Below are 16,231 nucleotides of genomic sequence, written 5' to 3'. Positions count from 1 at the left end.
ACGCAGCGAGCTGTTTTCGCTGGAGCCGTATGCGTCTTCTTCGCCGTCGCCGCCGCCGTTCCAGTTGTAACGCAGTTCGGTGAAGGTCTTCAGAGTACCGAGTTCGGTTTCCGAAGCGGTCGAGAAGCGGAGCGTTGCACGGGCGAGCTTGCCCCAGGTGTCACGGTCCAGATCGCCAGGCGTACGAGCGTAAACGCGATCACCGCCCGAAGCATCGTAACGAACGTAGCCATGGATACGCAGGCAGGTTTCGGTGCCCGGGATGTAGAAGTAGCCAGCGCCGTAAGCATCGCAGACGCGGACATATTCAACGGCTTCTGGCTCTGGAGCGACGATTGCGTCGGCAGCCTGAGCGCCGGAAGCGGCAACCAGAGCTGCAGCGGAGCCGAGGAGAAGGCTCTTGATATTCATTTCTGACCTCTAAACTGTAGTTTTTCCTGAACGCCGATTTCGTGTTCAGCGACTGAAATATAAAAGACTTCGAAGGAGGCGAAATGGCAAGAACTATCTGCACCATAGAAAAATCGCGAGACTGCGTGTTGCTCAATGACCACAGAAATTCGAACATCTTACCAAAAAAATCCCGAATCAATGTCATTTGTTAACGAGGAGTTAATGAAGATCCGTAGAACTACTGAGCCGAGAAATTGTTATTTATAGTTGCTATAGTTAATGTTTATCATTGCCAATAATTAGCAGGCGATTTGTACATTTGCCCTGTTAGCGAACAAGCGCCTATTTCTGGTTATTCAAATCAGAATGAAAACGGCTCCCTGATGAAGCGTACATAATATTGAACTCAATTGGATGATGTTCAACGACCTCATACGGCGCACGGTCAGCCACGATTTATGATGCAATAGCTTTGTGAATAACCAACACCACCATACCAACAGGCCGTATATTACGCATCAGACGCGTGCTTGACAGCTAGCCGGTAAATCCGTCACTGAAGGAAATCAATTGCCGGAGAGACACGATTTTGATCAACTCTGCCCCACGTCATGAAAACCTGTTCACCGCTATCGCCAATCGGTCGGCGCGGGTGGGCGTCATTGGTCTTGGCTATGTCGGCCTGCCTCTGTCGATAACCGTCGCCAATAGTGGTTTTAGTGTTGTTGGCTTTGATATTGACCCCGGCAAGATCAGCATGGTTGACGATGGAAAATCCTATATAGAGGCCGTTTCGGATTCAGAGCTGTGGCGCCAGGTGAGTGAAGGTCGGTTCAGCGCTACGACTGACTTTTCGGGTCTCGGCGATTGCGATGTTATAATTATCTGTGTTCCGACACCTTTGACTAAACAGCGGGATCCTGACCTGTCGTTCGTCATCAAGACCTGTGACGCTATTGCTAAAGGGTTGAAAGCCGGTCAACTGATCGTGCTGGAATCCACAACCTATCCCGGTACCACCAATGATGTGGTGCGACCAATTCTGGAGCATACCGGGCTGCGTTCAGGAATAGATTTCTTTCTTGGCTTTTCGCCGGAACGCGAGGACCCCGGCAACCGCGATTTCGAAACCTCAAGCATTCCAAAGATTGTTGCCGGCGATGGACCTGCGGCCTCTCAACTCATGACGGCCTTCTACGGAGCCGTCGTCAAAACTGTCATTCCTGTCTCGTCCAATGCAACCGCCGAGGCGGTAAAGCTGACGGAAAACATATTTAGAGCGGTCAATATCGCTCTAGTCAATGAGTTGAAAGTCGTCTACGAGGCTATGGGCATCGATGTCTGGGAAGTGATTGAAGCTGCCAAAACCAAGCCTTTCGGTTACATGCCTTTCTATCCGGGTCCAGGTCTAGGCGGTCACTGTATTCCCATTGACCCGTTCTACCTGACCTGGAAGTCTCGCGAATACGAGTTGCCAACGCGTTTCATCGAACTCGCCGGCGAAATCAATTCGGCGATGCCGCGCTATGTGGTCGACCGTCTCGCTGAAGGACTCGACCGTCGACATGGAAAGGCCGTCAGCCGTTCTCGCGTTTTGATAATAGGCCTCGCGTACAAGAAAAATGTTCCTGACATCCGCGAAAGCCCGTCGCTAAAACTTATCGAATTGATCGAGGCTCGAGGTGGGGCGACCGACTATCATGATCCGTTTGTCTCAACGCTTCCGCGGACACGCGATTATATCGAACTTTGCGGCCGCCACTCGGTCGAATTGACTGAGGACGTTGTCAGGAACTTCGACGCTGTTCTGATCGCCACTGATCACGATCAGGTCGACTATCAGGCGCTTGCCAACTGGGCACCGCTGATTGTTGATACCCGAAATGCTTTCGGAAGCCGTAGTATCAGCGGCGACAATATTATAAAGGCATAGCTTGGTAAATTTTGAGGTATGTGATCACAGTAGCCGGATCCGGATGCGAAGTTCTTCAACGAAAGGCCGAGATCTTCATAGCTAAAGGCGTTGAGTGGTCGATACGCGGGATTCCAGACGGTTCTCGAAGTCGGTATGGAGATTGTGTTGTGGACACCACCATCCGTAAGCGCATTGCCACTTTGTTGTGTGAAACCTGATTGATCTGACGGGTACCACTCGCCGCCAAAGACAGGACGTTCGCGCATTTAGTCAATGCGCAAGATCATAACTCCATCTTCTACAAGCGGCATGTCGGGATCGTCTGGCGGTTGCTGCTATTGAATATAGTGGGTGAACCTGCTCGTCGTCCAACCCTCGCTTGGATCGCCGTAAGAATTGTATCGGTCTTGGTCGACATTGTGTTCGACGTCGTTTAAACGGAGACCTAGATCATTATTCATATTGAAGAAAAATCATGAGTCGTCTCGACAGTTTTATCCGCCGTCTCTGTGCTCAGCGTGATATCCTGAATAGCATTAGGGACGATATTCACGCGATGCCAGGTACAATTATAGAGCTTGGTCTCGGCAACGGTCGCACATACGATCATATCAGAGAGTTGTTTCCGAACCGCCGTATCATCGCCTTTGATCGCGCGATGCGCTCATTTGAAAGCTCGACACCCGACGAGGGCAGTCTGGTAGTGGGGGAAATCCAAGACACCATCCGCGACCACTACGGCATAGAGGCGGCGCTTGTGCATGCCGATATCGGCACCGGCCATGATGACCTGGACGCAAAGACACTTACATGGCTGCCCGATGCCGTTGCCTCTCTCCTGACGCGCGGCGGTATAGCGGTCTGCGGATTGCCGCTCGAACATCCGGAATTGACGCCGATGGCGCTACCGACGAATGTGCCGGCCAAGCGCTATTTTCTTTATCGGCGTCGTTAGCAATATCAGGATTACGGTTGCGGTCTTGAATGTCTCGTGAAGACAAAGGTCATCTTGTAATGATCGCGATGTGTATTCCTCGCGTTTCTGAGCATTTAACTGGGCTCGCCGATTTGCAAATGGCAATTCATGCGTTTAAACAACGCTTGCGCCCTTGGGAGGACGGGCCTGTGTTGATTTTGAAGATGGATGGAAGAATAATGATTATTGTCTGGCGTGGATGGGGTTTTCTCTCTGTGATTATTATTGGAGCGGTGACGGTTGCCACTTTGCTCGGCACACTTTGGGTGACAGAAACCTTGCAGTTGCCTGACTGGACGAAAGCCCTTGATATTGCGATCTCCCTGGTCATGGCTGGTGTCGTCAACTGGATAGCTGGCCGATATCTCAACAAAGCGAGCAAATCCCGGTTTGTGCCTGACGACAAGACTGGTCGCTCATCCGGCGACAGCGCAGTCAGGCACGATCTGTTCTTCATAAAGATGGAGTACTGGTCGGTCCCGCTCTTTGTTATAGCAGCCTGGCTTACGGCAGCTGCCTTCTTCGCCCGTTAGTCTGGGCTCATAAAACGCGATTGGTTGCCTGCGTTTTCGGCGCAGATACCGCATGACGGATTCAAACCAGTTATCAGACCCAGTCGAAACAATTCCAATTCCCAAAAAAGGCTCGTTCACGCATTTGTGTGACGTTAAAGTAGTATGACACCAACTATGAAATCGCTTCTAACTGCGCTGTTCCTTGCTGCAGGAGTTTGCCTTGCAGGCTGCAATGACCAGAAGGATGGGCAATCAACAGCGGAGGTTGAACCGCCTTCGGCCCAGCAGCAGGAGATTGCGAAATACAATATCTATATTGACGCGGCAAACGGCAGTGCGTCTTTCGCAGCCAATCTCGCTGACCACCTGAAATATTACCAGGAGACGCTGAAAAAGGGCCGGGAGCTCAAAAATTATTCCGTTGAAAGTCCGTATAACATCAAGCGTATGCATGAGACGCTCGACAAGGCTCTGGCGATGCAGGCTGAACTCCCTGAAATCGACAAGGCTGCGAAAGCCCTTACAGCGGCGTTGAAGGAAGTTGAACCGCTGAATACGGAACTGGATAATTACGCCCAGGCCAACGGTTATCTCGCAGACGAGGGAAAAAAGGCCCGTGAAAAGGATGGCGAGTACATTGCTGCAATGGCAAAAGTCGCAGCCGCAGAGGAAGAGTTTTACAGCGGTATCCAGAAACGGGACGAGGCAAACACTCGTACTGCTTTCGAGCAGGCCCAGAAGGACTCTGTCGAATATTTTCGCGCAGGCATAATCCTTTATTCAAAGCAGACCGCGCGACTTGCCGATGAATTCTTCCAGTCGAAGGGTGAAGAAAAAGCGGCCCGGGCCTTTGGCGACAGTCTCAATCAGGTCAATGAGATGGCAGAAGGCTTTGATAAAAAGATCCGCGAAGGCAGGCCGGATGGTTGCACGAGCATGATGCGTTCGGTCAACAGTGTCCTGGCGCGGGCGCGTAATGCCATTCAGCGTGCTGAGCGAGGCGATTACAAACAACAGGGTTTTAGCAGCCTTTCCGATCCGGTCGCCATGGATGTCCGTGCGTTCAATCAGGACTTCAACAATATGATCAATGATTTCAACCGCGATCGATGCTGAAACGGGGTGCCATTCAATGAATTTCCTTCATAACTTTGGCTCCGCCATATTGTTATCGCAGTTTGCCAGCCGTCAACTGCAGGGCCTGCATACGCTCATTGACCGGAAACGCATCCCGGTCGAGAAGTCAGATGATTTTTATCGACAGACCCTCGCCCTCGACAGGATTACGGGCGAGGGAAGGTTCGGGCGCTGTTATCACCGATATTCTTTGATCAGAAAGGTCACGGTCGCCGTGGCGTCGATTATCATTGTTCCGGCATTGGCTGTCTTTCTATTGTCGAAAGTGCCGTCGTTTGGCAGCCAGATAAACGAATTGATGGCCTGGCTCATGTCAGATTTCATGCGGTTCATTTACATTGTGGGCACGGCAAGCGGATTTCTGCTTCTGGTGCTGGCTGCAGGGCATTTCTATTCGCGCGCCCTTCTGAACAGGCTTTTGGGGCCGGAGCTTGCTCAACTGTGGCAATCAATTATTCGGAAATGGGCTCCTGAACTTCAGCATCAGGACGCTTTACGCCGTAACGACCCCGAAGAAATCGCGGCTATGATCACAACTGCCAGCTTTGAGACTTAGACGCGGATCCTTTGCAGGTCATTGAGCTGCCTTCGACGCAGAGTATTCGCTGCGAAACGAAGTCACCGCATCGATGTTTTGAAGTAATAAAACATCTGGAAACAGAAATTGAGGAAATTGGTAGTGTCATCGGATAGGCCAATCTGTATTTAGGGGTTGTTGAATCAAACAATTGATGAGGACACTTATGAAAGCATATCTTTTAGCCGCCATACTCTTAGTTGCAGCTACTCCTTCTTTTGCCTGCACGGCGGAAGAAGCGACTGCAAAGGCCACTGAGGTCTCGCAAAAGATGCAGGAACTAGCAGCAAAGGACCCTCAAAAGGCTGCAACCGTCGCCCAGAAGATGTCGGATGCTCAAACGCAGGCCGCGACGGATCTCGACGGTGCCTGCAAGGTCTATGATGATATGCTTGCCGAACTGAATTAATTCTGCTGCTTGATGGCAGTGCCTGAGGGCGCTGCCATCGACTTAATCCCAAATAATTGCTGAACGTTAGGTCTCGGTGTTTGCGTCTTCCGCGAGCCGCTCTCGGCTAAAGGAGGCGAAGTCAAAGAGAAACCGTTCGGCAACCTGCCGGTTGGAAGGTACCTTCAGTATTTTCAGGATCTGTTCCGGCGCCTCATTCATGACAGTAAGCCGGAAGAAAAGGCTGTCGTTGAAACCAGAGCTTACCGTCGCAAGCACCGTTCTGAGCGTTTCCAGCATATCGTTTCCACGATGCGAAGCATGGACGAGTGCAACAGGTTTCGCGATCACCTGATCGCCGGAAACAAGCCAGTCGATGGCATTTTTCAAGCCGCCTGGGAGACTGCGGACATATTCAGGGCTTGATATGATCAACCCATCACTTTCCGAAACAGCCCGTTTGAAAAGCCGCACATTATCGGGCTCGTCGGAACCCTCGAGGTCGGGCGAAAAGACAGGCAAATCTCCGATACCATCAAACACGTTGATTACGACATCCTTCGGAGCAATCGATTGCATAGCTCTCAATAAAGCCGTGTTGGTAGACCTGCGGCGTGCGCTGCCTGAAATTGCAAGTATATTCATGATCGAAAATGCCAATCTGTCTGGTCGTCCAATTTAGCCTGGCGGCCCCTTGTTCTGAGCGAAAGTCCGTTAAAGCTCAATCCGGTCTGGATGGAAAGCACCTCACGACAAACTGATTATAGTCCAGTTCGAAATGCGACATTATGCTGACAAACAGATTCCTACAGAATGACAGTTTATATGAGGGAGTTTATGCGAGAATCCCGAGTTCTTCTGGCCCTGACCGCCATACTGGTTGCCAATGTTAGCCTGGCGGAGCAGGTGGACCAAAAGTCGATCGCAGTTGGTTCGGCTCAATGGGTTTCCAGTAGTGGGGACAAGTCACCGACCGATGCGATGGTGGACATTGGTTCCATGCGTCAAATTGGAGATGCGCTCGAGGTTATTATTCGCTGGCCTTACTTGCCAGCGTCTTATGGACCTGAAGCGGTGGAAAAAGATCGCATCATCTGTAGGGCCGATGGAGCATTATCATTCAGCGTGGAGGAGGGTCACGTTTCGCCGGATGGACATTATCAGTTCAAGAATGTCTATGATCCGGCAAGCCAGCGAGCGGAGGCTGAAAAGCGAGCTTCTCAAGTGGCTAAAATCGGCAACGGTGTCTCCTCTTATGGCTCCGATCCGCGAAGCCTTGCGTGTTGGGCAGCCGCTCGCAAATGTGCCAACGAAGCTTTCACCTGGCCCCCGCCACCGAACAGAACTCCGCTCGAATATACCGAACAGGCTCGTAAACTGAACAAGGACTATAACGAGTTGTTTGTTCCGACCTGCAAACTGGAGTGATCGGCGTTCGGTTGGCAATGCTCACGTGGGATCGGCTTTCGACCATCATCGCGGTCGCGCCAAAGTCAAGCCACTTCCCCGAAAGCGACCGTTCCAGGGACAAATTCGAGAGAATCCTGGCCACATGCGAATCTGCCCGCATCGATAATCGTGAATAGCGAGGCCAAAATCCTGTGATAAATTCTGTCAGCAGAGCATATAGGGTAAATTCCAATGCTGGAAGCTGACAGGACATTCTCCGGATCGGTTCCGGAAAACTATAACCGGTTCATGGTGCCTCTTATTTTTGAGGTGTTCGCTACTGAATTTGCGCGACGCGCATCATCCCTTTCACCTGAAACAGTCTTGGAGACCGCGGCAGGGACAGGTGTTGTTGCACGCGTTTTGGGGCCTCAATTATCGCTATCTGCGAAGTATATAGTAACCGATCTCAATCAGGCGATGCTTAACTATGCGATGTCGCAACAGACTTTTGATGCGCGTATTACCTGGTTGCAAGCGGATGCATTGGATTTGCCGTTTGGAGATGGAACCTTTGATCTAGTTTGCTGCCAGTTCGGCGCAATGTTTTTTCCTGATCGTGTCGTCGGATATCGGGAAGCAAAGCGTGTTCTGAAACCAGGTGGACATTTCTTGTTTAGCGTATGGGACCGTATCGAAGAAAATCTATTCGCAAACGAAGTGGAAAATGCACTGGCGGATATTTTTGCTGATGACCCACCGCGTTTTATGTCACGTACGCCACATGGGTACCATGATACGGCGTTGATACGGCGCGAACTGGAAGCCGCTGGCTTTCGTCACATTGCGATTGATACGAAAGCCGAAGTATCGAGGGCGTCTTCAGCGGCGTTTCTTGCCGCAGCGTATTGCCTGGGGACGCCCTTGCGTGGGGAAATCGAGGGCAGGGCAACCGGAAAATTGGAAGCAACAACTGATCTTGTCGCTCGAGCGCTCGAAAGAAGGCACGGCAAAGGAGAAGTGATCGGGAAAATTCAGGCACATTTGATTTCAGTGAAAAACTGAGGAACGCTAAGTGACACCACAATCCGTCGATGAGAAAGGCCGACGCTCGGATCGGTCTATTCGACCAGATCGTTCAGATACACTAAGTTTCAAGGTGGGGCATCGGAGTGGTTTCAAGGTCTTGGTTCGCCTGACGGTCAGCGGAGACGACGTAACAGAAGGTTTGAAGGTTCGCTAGAAATCCCGAATGCTTGCCCGTGCTCATGCCTGTGCCAATGACGAGGCATTGGCACAATCGGCAGCTTCGCGCCTCCGTGTCGGTCATTGGCCGCGAACTATCAGGAGCCGAAAAGCAGCCCATCAGATAGCAGCCCACAGGATTTGCGTCGACAACAGGACGCGACGAGTTCTGAGCAGCCCTAGTGGTTCACGCCACACCCTCCGAGCTGGGGATGTTATTCATTGCTGTTGTTTGTGTGCCTTCAGTGGCAAGAATGTCAAAGCCTTCACGGTATGTAAGCACGCCCGGGGACACGGCCTGAAAGACGCCAGCGTTCGGGTGTTGTACCGATCGCGCGCATGGCGGGCAACAAGGCCAATCGGATGACCGGGTTCATATCTCCAACAAAGGCTGTCTTTGACATGAACAAGCCGTCAGGTGCAAGCAAAGCATGGATGCAGCTCAGCGTGCCGGGCAGGTCGCGGACCAGATGGAGATGGTCGAACACCAGAACTGCATCGAACCGCCCGTCTCAAATATCACCGCTTCTGCGATCGCGGTGCGGAAGGCAAGCGCCGGGACACCTTCAACTCGGCCGAACGGCGCGCGGGCAAGACGATTATTCATGTGTGCCCATAAGAGGGAACAGTATAAACATAGGGAGCGCAGAAAACACAATTCGATACGAAAACAATCGTTGATCACCTGACGGGGTTCTGCCGGACGCAACAAAGGAGCTAGCACTTGACACTTGTTCACCCAATTTTTGCACGATGGCCTGCACAGCACCCCGAGCGACTGCAACTGTTCTCCCTGCCCACACCCAATGGGGTAAAGGTCGGCATCATGCTGGAGGAAACAGGGTTGGCCTATGAAGCGCATCGTATCGACATCGGGGCCAATGAAAGCCACGATCCGGCATTTCTGGCGCTCAATCCCAATGGAAAGATTCCTGCAATCTATGACCCGGAGGGGCCAGATGGCCAACCGCTGGCCCTATTTGAGTCGGGTGCTATCCTCCTCTATCTTGCTGACAAAACCGGGCAATTCATATCATCCGATCCCAATACTCGCTATGAGACGATCCAGTGGTTAATGTGGCAGATGGGGGGCGTCGGCCCGATGTTCGGCCAGCTCGGCTTTTTCAATAAATTCGCGGGAAAGGATTATGAGGACAAGCGCCCGCGTGACCGCTACGCAGCCGAATCCGCACGGTTGCTCGGTGTCTTGAATGAACGGCTCGTTGGTCGGGACTGGGTGATGGGCCCCGACTACAGCATCGCCGACATCTCGCTGCTTGGCTGGGTGCGGAACCTGATCGGATTTTATGAAGCGCGCGACCTTGTGGGGTTCGACCGTTTTGCCCAGGTGCAGGCCTGGCTCGATCGTGGCCTTTCGCGTCCAGGCGTTCAACGCGGGCTGGAAGTGACGGCCAGCTAAATAAAGCGATCAAACGGGTGCCGCCAATGGCGTCCCCCCGCGTCTACCCTGACCCAGCATTTGGCATTTTGTCTATATTGGTGGAGAAGCAATCATTGACCTGTCTCTCCTGCAAGCCGCTTACGGCAGTACTCGTCAACTCCTCGGCTCCGGGGATTAGCGGCTTATTACCCCTGATTGAGAACACATTCAAATTCCACGAACGCAGCCGTGGGCTTTCACCGATCTGATCCAGCCATAAGTCGGTTTCTTTCTGAATAGCTCTTAGGCCGAATACCTTCTTTCAAGAGCGATCTGGCTGGCAAGCCTTGCGGTCTCTTCATCAGATATAAGGACATTTCCCATGCCTGATAACAACGCTGCGGCAATTGCTTCTGCCTTGTTGAGACCGCCCGAGGCGAACACGACGGTTGGCACGTTTGTCAGCGTATCGAAGGAAGGCGCTATAGCACGCTGATTGATCGGATGATCGATCGGCAATCCGTTCTTGTCGATAAACTGCGCCATGATATCGCCGCAAGCACCTGCCGCGATCAACTCCTCCAGCTTGACATTGCTCGGCAATCCGTAGCGTACCAACAGGGAACGCGGGGTCATGTCGCCGATACTGACGATGATAATATCGTTTTTTCGAATTTGCTCGAAGGCATCCTCGAAAACATCCTGGCTCACGATTGCGTCCCGCGACTGAGGACTGCCGGCATAGATTGGTGCTGCGAGATAGGCGCACTGGGCATTGAGCTGGCGTGCAAGATCGCTCGCAATGTCGAATGTATTGATTTCGATCCCGTGCGTTAACCCACCCAGCACTGAGTTCACGAAGACGTCAGGGCGCTTCATCATTGGAATATGGCGCACCATCTCACGCAAAGTAGCGCCCCAGCCAACACCGATTCCCGATATTCCGGTGGTGTTCAATTGAGTGACGAGATAATCGGCAGTTGCCTGCCCGACCAGAACCGGCACAAGATCGACGTCGTCGGGCGTGGGTACGATGCTTGCATGATGCAAGGAAAAGTCGGCTACGAGCTGCTGTTCAAGTTCGACGCACGAAGCCAGCCGGGAGTTCAACGTGATCGTCACCAGCCCCGACCGGCGCGCTTCGGCGATGATCTTGTTGATCCGCAATCGATTGGTGGAGTGTGCCTCGGCGATTTCACCCTGAGTGCGGCCTTCCATGAAGTACTGCCAGACCACACGCATCTGCATTCGCTCGTCAGCGTGAACAGCTGAAGAATTTTGCGTCGGCTTTCCGTTCATCGATTGGACCTCATTTTCTCGTCATGCAAATTCGCTGTTCGGGGTTCTGGTTTGAAGACGTCTATCCATCCCTGATTAGCAGCGCTTTCCCTGTTCGAAAAGATATTTGCATGACTGGATGCATAACCTGCCCTTCTTCCCTTCCAACTCATATCGCACAGGGATTTACAAGTGTAAAATTATATTGACACCTGAATGAAGGCTCTTCTAGATTGAACGCAACAAACGAAGGCCAATGGGAGAAGAAGGCTATGCCACGAGCAAACTAGATGACAAAGCCGCTTCGAGGTTTCTCCCGGGAACTCAATTTTGGTGCAATTTGGTGATCGCGATGAACGGCATGTGCCTGACGAACGAGCTCGAGAATATTGCGCTGGTCATTTTCGATTGCGACGGCGTACTGATCGATAGTGAACCCCTTGCCAGCCGGACGCTTGCCGAAATGCTGCGGGAAGCCGGAATAACTATTGACGCGCGAGAGGCGCATGTCAGGTTCACGGGCAATTCGGAACCGGCAATCCGCAGGATATGCGAAGAAGAACTCCGTTTGACGGATATTGATGCGCGTTTTGCAGCCTGGCACGAAAGCCTCTACCGGGAATTTGGTCGTTCGCTTAGGTCAATGCCAGGCATGGATGCGGTGGTTGCGAGTATCAATCGCCCCAAATGTGTGGCCTCTAACAGTTCTCTGGACCGTTTGCAGAAAAGCCTGGGAAGGCTCGATCTCTGGGAGCATTTTTATCCGGCTGTATTCAGCGCTCAAATGGTGGCCGACCCGAAGCCCGCTCCGGACCTTGTTCTGCTTTGTGCGGAGAAATTCCAGGTCAGGCCGGAGCATTGCGTGATGATTGATGACAGTCCGCATGGAATTGTAGCGGCTCGAGCGGCAGGAGTGGTGGCAATAGGATTCGTCGATCCGGCAGATCCGAGGCCTGATCGCGCATCTCTGCTGATGGCCAGCGGGGCATCATTCATCGCCCATGGTGCAATAGAATTGCCGGCGGCGATATCTGCGGCCAATATCTTGCTCGGTGAAGCAAATAGGGTGGCTTGAACACCGTGTTACATTTGCAAGTTTGCACCAACAACTGTAAGCTTTTAATCGATGCGGTGAATTGATCTAATCAGTTTACAACCCGGGGAACGAAAAAATGGCCCGCGTCATACAGATTTCAGATACCCATCTCGGTCGCCAGAAGGCGCATTTCGTGGGCAACTGGCCACCCTTGCGAGACTGGCTTGTCAGTCAGAACCCGGATCTCATCATTCATTCCGGCGACATCAGCGTGGATGGTGCGGACGTCGATGATGATTTTGTGTTCTGTCGCGAGATTATGGCGGATCTGCCGGCTCCGATGCTTGTCGTTCCGGGAAATCACGATGTTGGCGAACCGAAAAGCGTGCATCAGCCGACTGACGATCATCGTCTGGAGCGCTGGAACCGCCAGTTTGGCAAGGATTTTTGGGTGAAGGACGAGGAAAACTGGCGTCTGATCGGTTTTGATTCCATGATCCTTGGTTCTGGTCTGGCAGCCGAAGAAGAGCAGTTTTGCTGGCTGGAACAACAGATGGATAATGCGAATGGCCGCCACATCGCATGGTTTTGTCATCAGCCATTGTTCATAAATAGTTGGGATGACGTCGATAATGGTTATTGGTCGGTCAAGCGTGAACCCCGTGGCCGACTGCAGGATCTGGTCAAGCGCTTCGGCGTTGAACTCATCGCCAGTGGCCATCTTCATCTTTCACACGGTTTTGTTCTCGACGGGGTTCAGTTTGTCTGGTGTCCGTCGGCCGCGTTCGCAGTTGGTCCTGACATGCAGCCGCCGCTTGGCGGTGAAAAGCAGCTTGGCGCGGTGCGTTATGAATTTTCGGATGCGGGTTTCACATTCGAACGCATTCATTTGCCAGAGCTGACGATGATGTGGATCGACGACGTCGTGCACGAAGTTTACCCCCCGCGATAAATTGGCGGAGACGAATGCTGGAGGAGAGCTTTTGTCCCAGGTTGATATTCAGAACATAAGCAAATCGTTCGGCACTCATCGGGTGTTGGATGACATCAATATTTCGATCCGTGACGGAGAGTTTCTTACACTCGTCGGCCCCTCCGGCTGTGGTAAATCAACCTTGGTGCGCATTATTGCCGGTCTTGAAAGCCAAACCTCCGGCGCGATTTGTGTGGATGGTTCGCCCGTGAACCATTTGCGTCCCCATGAACGTAAAGTGTCCATGGTTTTTCAGAGTTATGCGCTCTATCCCCATATGACTGTTTTCGACAATATCGCCGTTCCGCTAACTGTTGAAAGACTGAGTCTCTTCGAGCGAATTCCACTTCTGAAATATCTGTCACCGCGGCGTAAAAGGCTGATGCATGAGATCGGCGAACAGGTGAAGTCCGTCGCCGCGCAATTGAAAATAGAAGCTCTCCTTGGGCGAAAACCCGCTCAGCTTTCGGGAGGGCAACGCCAGCGCGTTGCCCTCGGCAGAGCAATGGTTCGTCAGCCGCGCGCCTTCCTTATGGATGAACCGCTGTCCAACCTGGACGCAAAATTGCGCGTCCATATGCGCGCCGAACTGACGGAACTGCACAGGCGTATGCGGGCGACTTTCATTTATGTCACCCATGATCAGACCGAGGCCATGACCATGTCGGATCGTGTTGCGATGATGGATGGTGGCAAGGTGCAACAGCTCGGAACACCGACTGAGCTTTATGAGCGTCCCGCTAATCTGGAAGTAGCCCGTTTTATTGGAAGCCCGACAATAAACACGATGGCTGCTGCCATCGGACAAGGCGGTCGCGTGGAGATACAGGGCAGATCCATCGGTATTGCCGTCGATTTGGTGCCGGGCCAGAATGTGACCCTTGGTATCAGGCCAGAGGCGCTCAGCTTGCTTTCGAACGATCTGCCATCCGCATACCGGTCGGTCATCGACGCGCGCTTGCGCCGCATGGAGAATCTTGGAGCCGAATTCCTTTACCATTTCGATCTGACCGGCACGGACGCCAACAGCTTTATCATGCGGGCGGCTTCTTTTCATGACGCTATCCATGAAGGGGACGACGTGCGGCTCACCTTCGATCCCGCGCTTTGTCATATTTTCGGTCCCGATGGACGTCGGGTGGAGAAAGCGCCTGTGTTTTCATCGGGCGATGAGGCAGGGAGGCCAAAACATGGCTCCATCGTCTGAGAATGCCGTTACCTTCGGGAACGGGAGACGAGTTTTCATCGAGAAACTGACAGGGCTCGGGCTCGCAGGGCCAGCGTTGCTTCTGCTCCTGCTGTTACATATCGTGCCTCTGATCATGCTGATCGTTCTGAGCCTCACCGACTACCAACTGGGTGATCTCGCGTTGAATTTTGTCGGCCTCAAGAACTTTTCGAGCGCTTTGCAGGACGATGCGTTTCGACGGTCGCTTTTCAATACCTTCATTTACGTAGCCATCGTCGTTCCTGGTTCGGTTGGTCTCGGACTTTTGTTTGCACTCCTCATTCATGGCAGAAAACAAAGTAGAGCAATCTATGAGGTGATATTCTTCCTGCCAGTCACCGCGACCCTCATCGCAATGGCGTCGGTCTGGAAATTTCTACTCCACCCCACACTTGGTCCTATCAATGCAGTTATCGTTGCGCTGGGCTTCGAACCGGTGAATTTTCTTAGTGATCCCTCCTATGCTCTGCCGACGTTAGCAGTCATCGGCATCTGGCAACTCGTCGGTTTCAATATGGTGTTGTTTCTGGCCGGGCTCTCATCAATCCCCAAAGATCTCTATGAAGCCGCAGATATTGACGGCGCAGCAGGTGTAATCGACAGGTTTTTAACCGTAACCTGGCCCATGCTTGGACCGACGACAATGTTCGTCCTCATCACCACCTCGATCACCGCGTTCAAGGTATTTGATACCGTGGTTGCTATAACGCGGGGTGGTCCGCAGGATTCTACCAATGTGATCCTCTATGCGATTTATCTGGAAGGCTTCCAGTATTTCTCGACTGCCTACGCCGCTGCCCTGACGCTGGTCTTTTTGACATTCATTCTGATTTTTTCCGGTATCCAAACCTTTTTGATCGACAGGAGGGTCCACTATTGATGGCGCAACACAACGAAACCGCTGCAATCGGCAACCCGCCAGACCGCAGTTCGGCGAGATGGAAAAAGGGCCTGATGTTTCTGACGGTCCACGGAATCCTGATTTCAGGTGCAATCTTCATTCTCATGCCATTCGTCTGGATGCTTGTGACATCGATCAAGCCGCCGAACGAGATCTTCAGCGCCCAGTTGAGATTATGGCCAACGCAGTTTTATGGCGTTGAAAATTACAGCTTTGCGCTTGAAAGCGCACCTCTGCTTCGTTTTGCCTTGAATGGCGTCATTGTCTGTGCGGGGATACTTCTGGTTCAACTGATAGTGGCCATTCCTTGCGCCTACGCGCTGGCGAAGCTGGAATTCACAGGGCGCAACGTTTTCTTCATTCTGATCCTGCTCGCACTGGCCATACCCATCCAGGTGCCGGCGCTTCCCCTTTATATAGGTCTGGCCTGGACCGGTCAGTTGAATACCTATTTCTCGATGATGCTGCCGTTTTTCCTGTCGGCCTTCGCGATCTTCCTGTTCCGGCAATTCTTCAGAAGTTTTCCCGATGACATCATTAATGCTGCGCGTCTGGACGGGATGGGGGAGCTGGAGATCATCTGGCGCATTGTCACGCCAAGCGCCATGCCCGCCATTGCCGCATTTTCGGTCTTTTCAATCGTTGCTCACTGGAACGATCTTTATTGGCCGCTCATCGTAATTTCAGACAATCAGCTTGCACCACCTCCGCTGGGAATGCTGCTGTTTGCTGATGCAGAAACCGGCTCAAACTACGGTGCGCTCACCGCCGCGGCAACCATGCTGACTGCGCCTTTGGTGATCTGCTTCCTGGTCGCCCGCAAACGTTTCATTCAGGGCATCACCATGACCGGCGTCAAATAAAAAGCCTTAATAAACAGAAGAGCTTCACAGGGAGGA

Annotated in this window: 18 protein-coding genes and 2 pseudogenes; 15 read left to right on the top strand and 5 right to left on the bottom strand. The window is 52.4% G+C overall.

The features are described from left to right. A pseudogene (locus AAE521_RS26820) lies at positions 1 to 111 on the top strand (hypothetical protein); the annotation flags it as partial. Here the strand turns inward: AAE521_RS26820 and AAE521_RS09535 are convergent. Beyond that, positions 94 to 411 (bottom strand): annotated as a pseudogene (locus AAE521_RS09535) (porin); the annotation flags it as partial. The pseudogenes AAE521_RS26820 and AAE521_RS09535 sit on opposite strands and share 18 nt — an antisense overlap. A gap of 574 nt (positions 412 to 985) precedes the next feature. Here AAE521_RS09535 and AAE521_RS09530 point away from each other — a divergent pair. The 6 genes from AAE521_RS09530 to AAE521_RS09505 all read left to right on the top strand — a co-directional run bounded on the left by AAE521_RS09530 (position 986) and on the right by AAE521_RS09505 (position 5,922). Further along, entirely contained in the window at positions 986 to 2,326 is a 1,341-nt protein-coding gene (locus AAE521_RS09530; protein WP_374864973.1) for a nucleotide sugar dehydrogenase, read from the top strand. A 457-nt stretch (positions 2,327 to 2,783) separates the two neighbouring features. Continuing rightward, positions 2,784 to 3,263: a class I SAM-dependent methyltransferase gene (locus AAE521_RS09525; protein ID WP_342061185.1), complete on the top strand. Its 480-nt coding sequence runs from the start codon at positions 2,784 to 2,786 to the stop codon at positions 3,261 to 3,263. A gap of 29 nt (positions 3,264 to 3,292) precedes the next feature. Then, a complete protein-coding gene (locus tag AAE521_RS09520) occupies positions 3,293 to 3,817 on the top strand; it encodes a hypothetical protein (protein ID WP_342061184.1) in 525 nt (174 codons plus the stop codon). Positions 3,818 to 3,973: 156 nt separating this feature from the next. Next, complete coding sequence (locus tag AAE521_RS09515) at positions 3,974 to 4,915, top strand: DUF3829 domain-containing protein (protein ID WP_342061183.1); 942 nt, start codon at positions 3,974 to 3,976, stop codon at positions 4,913 to 4,915. Between the two features lie 16 nt (positions 4,916 to 4,931). Further along, positions 4,932 to 5,492, top strand: a complete 561-nt coding sequence (locus tag AAE521_RS09510; protein WP_342061182.1) for a DUF6097 family protein — start codon at positions 4,932 to 4,934, stop codon at positions 5,490 to 5,492. A gap of 187 nt (positions 5,493 to 5,679) precedes the next feature. Then, a complete protein-coding gene (locus AAE521_RS09505; protein WP_342061181.1) occupies positions 5,680 to 5,922 on the top strand; it encodes a hypothetical protein in 243 nt (80 codons plus the stop codon). Positions 5,923 to 5,988: 66 nt separating this feature from the next. On the opposite strand, the gene AAE521_RS09500 is transcribed toward AAE521_RS09505, so the two are convergent. Beyond that, complete coding sequence (locus AAE521_RS09500) at positions 5,989 to 6,546, bottom strand: NADPH-dependent FMN reductase (RefSeq protein WP_342061180.1); 558 nt, start codon at positions 6,544 to 6,546, stop codon at positions 5,989 to 5,991. 168 nt (positions 6,547 to 6,714) lie between these two features. On the opposite strand from AAE521_RS09500, the gene AAE521_RS09495 reads away from it, so the two are divergent. After that, a complete protein-coding gene (locus AAE521_RS09495) occupies positions 6,715 to 7,329 on the top strand; it encodes a hypothetical protein (RefSeq protein ID WP_342061179.1) in 615 nt (204 codons plus the stop codon). Between the two features lie 213 nt (positions 7,330 to 7,542). Beyond that, on the top strand, positions 7,543 to 8,355 hold the full coding sequence (locus tag AAE521_RS09490) for a class I SAM-dependent methyltransferase (protein ID WP_342061178.1): 813 nt from the start codon (positions 7,543 to 7,545) through the stop codon (positions 8,353 to 8,355). A gap of 446 nt (positions 8,356 to 8,801) precedes the next feature. Here AAE521_RS09490 and AAE521_RS09485 read toward each other — a convergent pair whose 3' ends face one another. Together AAE521_RS09485 and AAE521_RS09480 are read right to left on the bottom strand one after the other, a co-directional pair. Continuing rightward, positions 8,802 to 9,023: a hypothetical protein gene (locus AAE521_RS09485; protein ID WP_342061177.1), complete on the bottom strand. Its 222-nt coding sequence runs from the start codon at positions 9,021 to 9,023 to the stop codon at positions 8,802 to 8,804. Beyond that, on the bottom strand, positions 8,978 to 9,142 hold the full coding sequence (locus tag AAE521_RS09480; protein WP_342061192.1) for a hypothetical protein: 165 nt from the start codon (positions 9,140 to 9,142) through the stop codon (positions 8,978 to 8,980). Before AAE521_RS09480 ends, AAE521_RS09485 begins: the two co-directional genes overlap by 46 nt. Before the next feature lie 117 nt (positions 9,143 to 9,259). Here AAE521_RS09480 and AAE521_RS09475 point away from each other — a divergent pair, with 117 nt between their 5' ends. Next, entirely contained in the window at positions 9,260 to 9,955 is a 696-nt protein-coding gene (locus AAE521_RS09475) for a glutathione S-transferase N-terminal domain-containing protein (protein WP_342061176.1), read from the top strand. Positions 9,956 to 10,219: 264 nt separating this feature from the next. On the opposite strand, the gene AAE521_RS09470 is transcribed toward AAE521_RS09475, so the two are convergent. After that, complete coding sequence (locus AAE521_RS09470) at positions 10,220 to 11,215, bottom strand: sugar-binding transcriptional regulator (protein WP_342061175.1); 996 nt, start codon at positions 11,213 to 11,215, stop codon at positions 10,220 to 10,222. A 331-nt stretch (positions 11,216 to 11,546) separates the two neighbouring features. Between AAE521_RS09470 and AAE521_RS09465 the strand changes: the two genes are divergently transcribed. From AAE521_RS09465 to AAE521_RS09445, 5 genes are all read left to right on the top strand, one after another. Continuing rightward, entirely contained in the window at positions 11,547 to 12,269 is a 723-nt protein-coding gene (locus tag AAE521_RS09465) for an HAD family hydrolase (RefSeq protein WP_342061190.1), read from the top strand. A gap of 97 nt (positions 12,270 to 12,366) precedes the next feature. Beyond that, positions 12,367 to 13,182, top strand: coding sequence for a metallophosphoesterase family protein (locus AAE521_RS09460; protein ID WP_342061174.1), 816 nt, complete (start codon positions 12,367 to 12,369; stop codon positions 13,180 to 13,182). 31 nt (positions 13,183 to 13,213) lie between these two features. Next, positions 13,214 to 14,410, top strand: coding sequence for an ABC transporter ATP-binding protein (locus AAE521_RS09455; RefSeq protein ID WP_342061173.1), 1,197 nt, complete (start codon positions 13,214 to 13,216; stop codon positions 14,408 to 14,410). After that, entirely contained in the window at positions 14,394 to 15,311 is a 918-nt protein-coding gene (locus AAE521_RS09450) for a carbohydrate ABC transporter permease (RefSeq protein ID WP_342061172.1), read from the top strand. The genes AAE521_RS09455 and AAE521_RS09450 overlap by 17 nt, the downstream gene beginning before the upstream one ends. A 74-nt stretch (positions 15,312 to 15,385) precedes the next feature. Continuing rightward, complete coding sequence (locus AAE521_RS09445) at positions 15,386 to 16,195, top strand: carbohydrate ABC transporter permease (RefSeq protein ID WP_342061189.1); 810 nt, start codon at positions 15,386 to 15,388, stop codon at positions 16,193 to 16,195. Positions 16,196 to 16,231: the final 36 nt, after the last annotated feature.

This window comes from Brucella cytisi (assembly GCF_038433355.1).
Lineage (GTDB): Bacteria > Pseudomonadota > Alphaproteobacteria > Rhizobiales > Rhizobiaceae > Brucella > Brucella cytisi.
Note: the sequence above shows the minus strand (reverse complement) of the source record. Positions and strands in the feature narration are given on the sequence as shown.